This is a genomic window from Aquiflexum sp., assembly GCF_977115555.1.
Map to the genome: position 1 here is coordinate 1 of NZ_CDSBKL010000133.1, position 9,892 is coordinate 9,892.

9 protein-coding genes and 1 other RNA gene are annotated in these 9,892 nt (G+C 40.0%); 7 read left to right on the top strand and 3 right to left on the bottom strand.

The genetic code is table 11. The annotated features are described in order from the left end of the window. Positions 1-176: 176 nt before the first annotated feature. Positions 177-1,463, bottom strand: coding sequence for an aminopeptidase P family protein (locus ACZFYI_RS09790; protein ID WP_462523946.1), 1,287 nt, complete (start codon positions 1,461-1,463; stop codon positions 177-179). 127 nt (positions 1,464-1,590) lie between these two features. Between ACZFYI_RS09790 and ACZFYI_RS09795 the strand changes: the two genes are divergently transcribed. The 4 genes from ACZFYI_RS09795 to ACZFYI_RS09810 are packed head-to-tail and all read left to right on the top strand — an operon-like array spanning position 1,591 to position 6,082. Continuing rightward, complete coding sequence (locus ACZFYI_RS09795) at positions 1,591-2,820, top strand: M16 family metallopeptidase (protein WP_462523947.1); 1,230 nt, start codon at positions 1,591-1,593, stop codon at positions 2,818-2,820. 1 nt (position 2,821) lies between these two features. Beyond that, positions 2,822-3,466, top strand: coding sequence for an O-methyltransferase (locus tag ACZFYI_RS09800; protein ID WP_462523948.1), 645 nt, complete (start codon positions 2,822-2,824; stop codon positions 3,464-3,466). Then, the gene (locus ACZFYI_RS09805) at positions 3,463-5,061 is read left to right on the top strand and encodes a LysM peptidoglycan-binding domain-containing protein (protein ID WP_462523949.1); all 1,599 of its coding nucleotides are present in this window, start codon (positions 3,463-3,465) and stop codon (positions 5,059-5,061) included. Before ACZFYI_RS09800 ends, ACZFYI_RS09805 begins: the two co-directional genes overlap by 4 nt. Before the next feature lie 31 nt (positions 5,062-5,092). Further along, the gene (locus tag ACZFYI_RS09810; RefSeq protein WP_462523950.1) at positions 5,093-6,082 is read left to right on the top strand and encodes a DUF3078 domain-containing protein; all 990 of its coding nucleotides are present in this window, start codon (positions 5,093-5,095) and stop codon (positions 6,080-6,082) included. Here ACZFYI_RS09810 and ACZFYI_RS09815 read toward each other — a convergent pair. After that, positions 6,079-6,504 carry a hypothetical protein gene (locus ACZFYI_RS09815; RefSeq protein ID WP_462523951.1) on the bottom strand — a complete coding sequence of 142 codons (426 nt, stop codon included), beginning with the start codon at positions 6,502-6,504 and terminating at the stop codon, positions 6,079-6,081. The genes ACZFYI_RS09810 and ACZFYI_RS09815 overlap by 4 nt on opposite strands. A 164-nt stretch (positions 6,505-6,668) precedes the next feature. Then, positions 6,669-7,814: a DNA polymerase III subunit gamma/tau gene (locus tag ACZFYI_RS09820; protein ID WP_462523952.1), complete on the bottom strand. Its 1,146-nt coding sequence runs from the start codon at positions 7,812-7,814 to the stop codon at positions 6,669-6,671. 314 nt (positions 7,815-8,128) lie between these two features. Here ACZFYI_RS09820 and ssrA point away from each other — a divergent pair. From ssrA to ACZFYI_RS09835, 3 genes are all read left to right on the top strand, one after another. After that, positions 8,129-8,535: a transfer-messenger RNA gene (ssrA, locus tag ACZFYI_RS09825) on the top strand. 269 nt (positions 8,536-8,804) lie between these two features. Beyond that, on the top strand, positions 8,805-9,158 hold the full coding sequence (locus tag ACZFYI_RS09830; RefSeq protein WP_462523953.1) for a hypothetical protein: 354 nt from the start codon (positions 8,805-8,807) through the stop codon (positions 9,156-9,158). Further along, positions 9,139-9,786, top strand: coding sequence for a nucleotidyl transferase AbiEii/AbiGii toxin family protein (locus ACZFYI_RS09835; protein WP_462523954.1), 648 nt, complete (start codon positions 9,139-9,141; stop codon positions 9,784-9,786). Before ACZFYI_RS09830 ends, ACZFYI_RS09835 begins: the two co-directional genes overlap by 20 nt. The last annotated feature ends 106 nt before the right edge of the window (positions 9,787-9,892 follow it).

Below are 9,892 nucleotides of genomic sequence, written 5' to 3' on the forward strand. Positions count from 1 at the left end.
ATATTATAATAAATTTTTTAGTAAAAGTCACCAACTATTTTTGACCACATTACCACATTTAAATTTTGTTCTAATTTCAAAAACACTGGTTTGATTCAAGCAAAATTATAGCCTGAAACATGATTGAAGTAAATTCTTTCCATCCGATAAAAAACTTACTTCAACATAAATGGCACTTAATTCATCAATTCCTCTATTTCTTCAGGAACTATTGGGATATTTCTCATCAGGTCAAAATATCCGTCTTCCAAAATCACAATGTTATTTTCCAATCGGATTCCTAATCTTTCCTCTGGAATATAAATTCCCGGCTCCACTGTAAAAACCATCCCAGGCGTGATCGGATCATGCATAGTGCCTACATCATGCACATCCAAGCCTAAATGGTGCGAGGTTCCATGCATAAAATATTTTTTGAATGCAGGCCATTTTGGATCCTGGTTTTTGATATCTGTCTGATCAATGAGTCCCAAGTTTACCAATTCAGATTGCATCATCAAACCCACCTCTTTATGGTAATCCTGTATATTGATACCAGGCCTTAGAATAGCTGAAGCTTCATTTTTTACTCTAAGTACAGCTTCATATACAGCCCTTTGCCTTTTGGAAAACCTGCCATTGACCGGAATAGTCCTAGTCATGTCTGCATTGTAATTGCCGTACTCTGCTCCCACATCCATCAAGATCATATCTCCCTCTTTACAGACTTCCTTATTTTCAATATAATGCAATACGCAGGCATTTAGACCTGAGGCGATGATTGGTTCATAAGCAAACCCCTTACTCTTGTTTCGGATAAATTCATGAATATATTCAGCCTCAATCTCATACTCTGTGACACCTGGTTTTACAAAATTAAGGATACGTCGAAATCCTTTCTCCGTAATATCACAGGCAATCTGCATCTGATCTATTTCTTCTTTTTCCTTGACCGCCCTAAGTTGATGCATCAATGGCGCTACACGATGATATTGGTGAAGAGGGTATCGGTCTCTACAGGATTTGATAAATCGAGCGTCACGTGTCTCGACGACTACAGCAGCTCGAAGATGCTCGTTTGCATTCAAATAAACATGCTCACTCAATGCCATAAGCGTATTGAGCACAGTGTCCAAGTTGGAAACCCACTGTATATTCTCTATCCCTGAAACTGCAAAAGCTTCCTCTTTGGTATATTTATGACCTTCCCATACAGCAATGTGTTCGTTGGTCTCACGGAGAAAAAGCACCTCCCTTTGGTTGGGATCCGGGAAATCCGGACAAATTACCAACACTGACTCCTCCTGATCTATTCCAGAAAGGTAAAAAAGATCATTGTTCTGTCTAAACCGCATAGTCCCATCTGCATTGGTCGGCATGATGTCGTTCGAGTTGAAAACCGCAATGGACTTTGGAGGTAATTTTGATTTGAGTTTTTGTCTGTTGCGGATGTAAAGCGATTGAGGTAGTGGATTATATTTCATAAACAGGGGTTTCTTGATGCTAAATTCGGAATTTAATATTGAACCAAAAATACCATTTATCCATTGGCTAAAAAAAGACTTCAAAAAGTCTTTAATTTTAGTACTTTGGGGCAGGTAAAATAAAGTAATGCAATACAATCTGAAAGAATTGCCTAATGGCATCAGAATCGTCCACCAAGAAGTCAACCATACCAGGCTTGTGCATTGTGGCTTTGTCCTCAATATCGGAAGCCGTGATGAATCCAAAGAACAGGAAGGGCTTGCCCACTTTTGGGAACATATGGCCTTCAAAGGCACCAAAAAACGAAAAGCCTATCATATCATCAACCGACTCGAGACTTTGGGAGGAGAGCTCAATGCCTACACCACCAAAGAGAAAATCTGTTTTTACGCAAGTACCCTGAAAGAACATTTTGACAAAGCTTCAGAATTGCTATGCGACATTACCTTCAACAGCACTTTTCCAAAAAAACAAATCGACAAAGAGCGTCAGGTAATTTTGGAGGAAATGGCCATGTATCGGGATTCCCCTGATGATTCTATTCAAGATGATTTTGATGAAATTATTTTTGGAGGACATGCTTTGGGAAGAAATATCCTAGGTACAGAAGAAACGGTACAAAACTTCAATCAGGAAGATTTCTTTGGCTTTTTATCCTCAAAATTTGACACTACCCAAATTGTTTTTTCGGTAGTCGGCAATGTCACTTTCAAAAAAGTGCTGCAGGAAGTGGAGGGTTACCTTTCTGATATCCCAACAAAAAGAAGCCTGTACGTGAGAAGTGGGTTTTCTAATTATATCCCAAAAAACAAAACCGTCGAGAAAGAAATCACCCAATCCCATTGCGCAATCGGACAGCCGGCATATTCCATGTACGATCCAAGGCGATTTAAACTTTATTTATTGAACAATATCCTGGGAGGACCAAGTATGAATTCAAGGCTTAACCTTACTCTTAGGGAAAAATACGGATATGTATACAGCGTGGAGTCGCATTACCAGACTTATTCTGATACAGGTTTTATTGGAGTTTATTTTGCTACAGAGCAAAACAAAGCCAACCGTGCACGAAAGTCAGTGCTGAACGAAATGGAAAAACTCCGAAACAAAAAACTGGGAACCATGCAGCTTCACATGGCCAAGGAACAGGCGATCGGGCAAATGGCCATGTCTGAGGAGAATTATGCAGCATTGATGCTTGTTTTTGGCAAAAACTTATTGGATAAAGGGAAAATTGATTCCTTGGACACTATCTTTGGCATCATGAGAGAAACGACTGCCGAGGAATTGATAGACATCGCCAATGAGGTCTTTGACCCGAATCAGCTCAGTTTTCTAAATTACATTCCTGCCTGATATGGAGTTTATTTCAACTGATTTATTGGCTTATTGCGAAGAACATAGCAGCTTGGAAGATGACCTCCTCCAGTATATCAAGCGGGAAACCTACTCAAAAGTCTTGATGCCTAGAATGCTTTCTGGACATTTACAAGGCAAAACACTGGAATTATTGGTCAAAATGCTAAACCCAAACACGATCCTAGAAATCGGTACTTATACCGGTTATTCTGGAATTTGCCTTGCAAGGGGATTGGGAAAAAACGGCAGACTTATTACACTTGACATCAATGATGAACTGGAAACGATGGTAAGGGGATTTTTTGAAAAGTCCGGAATGTCCTCCAAAATCGACTACCGATTGGGTAATGCTTTGGATATCATTCCAGCTTTGCGAGGAAATTTTGACATGGTTTTTATCGATGCAGATAAGGCCAATTATATCAAATACTATGAACTTGTCGTTGATAGAGTTAATCCCGGAGGAATAATTATTGCAGACAATGTCCTTTGGTCAGGGAAAATTTTGGTAGAGGAAGGCAAGAAAATCGATAAAGACACCCAAGTGATATTGGATTACAACCAAATGGTCCAGAATGATCCCCGTGTAGAAAATGTATTACTTCCCATCAGAGATGGATTGATGCTGGCAAGAAAATTATGAAACATAAAATCAGCCCCTTATTCAGATCCATTTTTTCATTTGCGCTGCTGTTTTTTTATACTTCTTTGGTTTTGGCCCAAGTGCCACAGGTCCCTTCCCAACTCAGATTTGCCGATCTTACTATCAAGATCAATGAACAGGCAAGACGTGAAATCCAGAGTGATGTGGATGCGCTTTACCGCAATCCGACATATTTCAAGGTCAAGGCCGAAAGGGTAAATCTTTACCTCCCCATTGTGGAGCGAGAATTAATAAATGCAGGAGTGCCAGCAGACTTTAAATACCTGGTGATCCAGGAGAGCAGTCTGATTGCTGATGCTGTATCTACTTCAAACGCTGTTGGTTTTTGGCAATTCAAGCAAGGAACTGCCGAAGAAGTTTCTTTGAGAGTCGATGGGCAGATCGATGAAAGGAAGAACATTGTTGCCTCCAGTCAGGGTGCAGCTAGATACCTGAAGAAAAACAATGCTTCCTTTGACAATTGGATGTGTGCTTTGGTGGCTTACCAAATGGGACTCGGAGGTGCAAGGTCATATTTTGGCACCACTTACAACGGAAAAAAAACAGTGGAAGTGGACCGCAATTTTCATTGGTATTTCAAAAAATTCCTTGCACATAAAATTGCATTCGAAGCTCCAACTGTCATGTTGGCAAGCAATACCGGCATATTGGAAGAGGTACAGGTACAGGGGCCGACTTCCCTCAAGGAATTGGCTCCAAGAATTGGAGTGACAGAAGCCCACCTTAAGGAATACAACAAATGGACAGCCAAAGGAAATATCCCTGATGACAGGCCCTATTCGGTTCTTTATTTGAGAGAAGATACCGGAAGACCAAGACAGACTGTTGCCCAGAACCAAGCCATAGATTACCCCTCTTCACCTATAACAACAGCTCAGGCAAAGAAAAATGATTATCCAAAAATCACCGGAAATACCGGGCAGGCTACTCAACCCAATCAGATCAAGGTGAACAACATCGAAGGGGTAAAGGCGGCTTCAACAACCACTTTAGATAACTTCAGTGAAAAAGTAGGAATCAAAGAAGCCAAGTTCAGACGTATAAATGACCTAGGCAAAACTGATAAAATTGAGGAAGGACAGTATTATTATACCAAAGCAAAAAAGACAAAAGCAGATGCGGAAACCCATATTGTACTTCCCGGGGAGACATTATGGTCTATATCACAAATGTACGGCATCAAACTTTCTGCATTGAAATCCAAAAACAGAATAAATGACGAGCGGGAACTGAAAGCAGGCATGATTCTAAATTTGCGGGATTTTCTACCAAGGGGTGAGGCCATTCCCGTAGTACCTGCTACCGAATACAGGAAAATCTTAGCAAACGAGGGGATTTATAACAATCCTTCGAATTCAAATAACATAACACCAACTAAATCTGAAAACAATACTTCGGTTTCGCCACCAAACACCAAATCCCCTAACAGGATTTTACATACAGTCGAGGCAGGAGAAAATCTTTTCAGGATAGGCCAAAAATATGGTGTCAGTGTAGATGAAATCAAAAAATGGAACAACCTCCCGGATAACAATATTAAAGTTGGTCAAAAACTTATCATCAACAAACCTTAAATACCAGTACCGATTTGAAGTAAATTGAACCATGCAAAGAAGATTACCCATATTCTTTTTGTTTTTTTTCAGCTTCTTAGGCAATGTATATGCCCAAGACAGACTTGAACTTGCTGACACCCTATTGATAAATGGTGATACCATCATCATGCTGGGTGATTCCATTATTTTCAAACAACAGGTGAAACCCGTGTATTGGGAGAAAGGAGGTAATTTCAGTCTGAGTATCCAACAAGTCAGTCTGTCAAACTGGAATGCAGGCGGATCGAGCAACTTGGCCTGGAATACAGCCCTGACTTTGTTTGCGAATTATAAAAAAGATGTGATCATATGGGATACCAAGTTGAATATCAATGCCGGATTTAACAGACAGGCAGGAAGAAGCTTTCCAACGCGCAAAACAAATGATAATTTTATTTTTCTTAGTAAGTACGGCAGGGAATTGTCTAATTTTTGGTTCCTGTCAACCCAGATCGATGCCCGAACCCAATTATTGGCAGGCTATCGTTATTTTAGGCCAGCAGGTGCAGAAGTGGATTCCCGATCCAAATTATCCGACCTACTGGCCCCTGCTTACATCCAATCCTCCACAGGTTTGAATTATAGAAGGGATTTCAAAAACAAAGACAGGATCTCTTTGATAGCATCACCTTTTACCGGGAGATTTACCGTAGTAATGGACGATTCCCTAAGCAATGCCGGTGCTTTTGGAGTAATACCTGGTGAAAGGGTCAGGCCTGAGGCAGGTCTTTCATTTGGATCAACATCCGATATCCAATTGTATGAAAATATTCGTTGGCGTGCAGATTTAAACCTTTTTACGAATTTTGAAAGCTTGGGAAATTTTGTGGTAAACTTCAACTCTATTATCTCCATGCGGGTAAATAAATTTATCAGCACGAGAATAGAAACAATTCTGATTTATGATGAAAAAGTATTCATACAACAGGATACAGGACCTCCCAAGCAAGCAATACAGTTTCAGAATATGATCAATTTTGGAATTGGGCTGGATTTTTAGAAATCAGTCTCCAAACCAAACCTTCGCTTCAAATCAGCCAATGCAGGTGATTTCTCCAAAAGGTAATTCAGTTTATCTGTACTTGTATAGAGTTTTCTCTTACCATTGTTTTCCTCTTCCTCTTTGATAACAGCATCGATATGAATGCTATAATTATTCAGTTTTCTCCGAAGGATCTGGAGGATGTCAGGTTTGATCTTTTGAAATATCCCTTCTTGAATTTCCCCATTGAGTTGAAAAGTGATGGTCTCATCATCCAAGGTCACAGGCTGCTTTAATACTGTCATTTCAAGGCTGCGGTGTTGGAGCTTGTAATCCTCTATGATTTCGTTGATTTCAAACTTGAGCTTCGCAATGTCAAAAATCTCGGCAAGTTGCTCGGAAACTTTTGTCGGTTCTTCCTCGTTTTTTGCATCATCCAAAACCAGAGCAGCAGCTGAGTTTTGATCAATTGCTATCTTTGCTGAAGTGATACTTGTAGGGATTGAAAGTGTCCTTTGAACAGCAGTTTTTTTTGCCGCAAAAGGATTGGGATCTTTAAAAAGCGGAGTGGAGGGTTTGGGTTTACTCTCCTGTGAAACCTCAATCAGGCTTTTTTTTTTGACTCTTCTTGAGCCAAAACGGCCAAGGAAAGGGCTTGGGGCAATTTAGCCATTTTCATCAAAGCCAATTCGACATGCAGTCTCTGATTTTTGCTTGTCTTATACTGTGTATCACATTGATTGCAGATGTTCAATGCTGACAAGAGGAATGAAATACTTGACTGTTGGGATTGAACAAGATACTTTTCTCTTGCAGATTCAGACACCTGAATCAGTTCGACAGTAGCAGGATCTTTGCAAACCAACAAATCTCTCAAATGCTCTGAAAGCCCCACTATAAAGTTGTGCCCGTCAAATCCTTTCTTCAAAATCTCGTCAAAAATCAACAAAACATTGGAAATACTACCTGCCAACAAGGAATCGACCACCTTGAAATAATAATCATAATCAAGAATATGGAGGTTACTGATCGTCTCCAAATAAGTTAACCTATTACCGGAAGAATAAGTCACAATCAGGTCAAACATCGAAAGCGCATCTCTTAGCGCACCGTCAGCCTTGGTGGCTATTAGCCTTAATGCTTCTTGTTCTGCCTCGATCTTCTCCTGCTCGGCGATATACTTGAGATGCTCAGCAATGTCATTGATAAGAATCCTGTTGAAGTCAAAAATCTGACAACGCGATAGGATTGTTGGGATGACTTTGTGTTTTTCTGTGGTGGCCAATATAAAGATGGCATGCTTGGGCGGCTCTTCCAATGTTTTCAAAAAAGCATTGAATGCCGAATTGGAGAGCATGTGCACTTCATCAATGATATAAACTTTGTAAAGACCTTGCTGCGGGGCATACCGGACTTGTTCTACAAGATTACGTATATCGTCCACGGAATTATTAGAGGCCGCATCCAGTTCATGAACATTGAATGATGCATTGTTATTGAAAGCAAGGCAGGAATCGCAGGTATTGCAGGCTTCAAAATCAGCAGTACGATGCTGACAATTGATAGTTTTGGCCAAAATTCTTGCACAAGTCGTCTTGCCTACACCCCTAGGCCCACAAAAAAGAAAGGACTGGGCCAGATGGTTGTTTTTAATCGCATTCTTCAGCGTAGTGGTAATATGCTGCTGCCCAACAACACTCTTAAAATCAGAGGGCCTGTATTTTCTTGCTGAGACGACAAAATTTTCCATCGCCGCAAGATATAAAATAATTGTAATTCAGACCTTGGGTGAACATCGCTTATTTGGGTATTTTTTCTAATCTCTTCATAATGTTGGCAAAAAGTTTTTGAATTGGAAAGATGGAAAACGTTAAAAATTGGGAAATTACAAATTCCTTGATAGGCAGCTATCTAGTTAACAATGACTTCTTATACCTGTTACCGGTCCCAAAATCTTAAATGTCAATGTCATAGTTCTTGATACTTGATACTTGGTGCTTGGTACTTTAAAATTTCCTTCTTTGGAACCAATTTTGCACTATATTTGTCACCCATTCGAAAAATGGGGCTGACCGGTTTTGACAGTAGGTGTAAGGACTGGGCTCGCATGCAGGCCGGAGTATGTACGGCCTTGAATAATTCATACGAACATAACTGGCGAAACTTCTTACGCCATGGCTGCATAATCTAACCCCTCGGGGACAAGATAACGCTTAAAGGGTCGAGCTTCGATAGAAGTTCCCCGGCCACATCCCGCAACCCCCCGTCCTTTCGGGGTTGAATCTGGGGTGTCGAAATGATTGGACTAGTGCCGGTGATGATGCTAACCCGGTGCGAAGCTCTAGTATCTAAGCAGTGGATAGGTGTGTCATCCAGCAGTACACTGACGAAAACCCAACAGATGACTAAGCATGTAGACGGTACGGTGTTTCCCTATCTGGACGCGGGTTCGAATCCCGCCAGCTCCACAAAAAGCTTCCAATTAAATATTTGGAAGCTTTTTTTATGCATTTGAAAATCAAGACGCAAATTAAACTGTTACCCAGAAGGTAGGGCAGGCATCCTGACAATTGTCGCGGATACGCCTGGTGGCACACTATAGTTCGCCCGGACTTGGATATACTAAAGACACTCCTTCCCTTTAAATATCCATTTCTAAATGACCATAAATTTATAGTTTAACTTACCTTAGGAACCATATTTATTGCTAAAAGATTATATTTGATAAGATTTATTAAAAATGAATGCTTCACACGAATATATCGAAAAATCAAAAATTGCTTTAGGGCGTGTTATTGCGCCATTGGCATTTTGGTATTATGAGGAGCATGATTTTGAAAACGGAATCCCTGATGAATTATTGATAGAGGCTGTTTTGGTCTATGGAAATGACCCATTGAGGAAGAGGCTTTTTAAACTCTTTAAACCGGATGAGATAAAAAATGTCTGGGAAAAAAAAGTAATTATCCTTGGACCTAGAATTGATTTTATAAATCAAAAAATCGCCAAGGAATATTTCGGAATCATTAACCCCAAAAAATATATTCAAGAAGTATATAACAAAAACAACCTCTATGCAAGGTTTAGCTCCTAAAACCTTAAAAATTTTAGATAGGGTTTCAGCCTTAAATTCAATTCAGGGGTTTTGGCTGGTAGGTGGTACCGGAATCGCTATTCAGATCAATCATCGCCTAAGTGAAGACCTGGATTTCTGTAAATGGGTCCCCAAATCAAATGTAAACAACGCGATCTCTGTTAAGATTATAGAAAGGGAGCTTTTAGATACCTTTGGGAATGTACGAACCAATCATCTCAGTTTTGACCAAGTTGATTTCCAAGTTGAAGGAGTGAAACTTACTTTTTTCAATGAGGTAGGATTAAATCCTCCTGCTTTTGAGCCGATTTCTTACATTAGAAACATCTATGGTGTGCCGTTGTACTTTCATGGTGCAATGAAAGTGAAAACCATGTTTGAAAGGATTACCTATCGGGATTATTACGACCTCTACGTATTGATATATGAAGGACATATGGAGTTGAAGGATTTGATAATTGAATCAATCCGTTATCAGCCCAGATTGGACACTGCAATGATTCTAAAAAGACTTTCAGCTTGGGAAATGGTAAAAGAAGAATCAGGTTTTACCCATTTATCTCCCAAATATTCCATTGGTGCAGAGGCGATAGGGTCATTTTTCATTGAAAGAATTAAGATGCTTTGAATTTTCTAGATATGATGGAAGGCTTCTTCTTTTTCTCCTCCCTGGGTGTAGTTAAACGTTTGATGCTACGACTGGGTGGAATTTGTAATTCCACCCTTTTATCTTT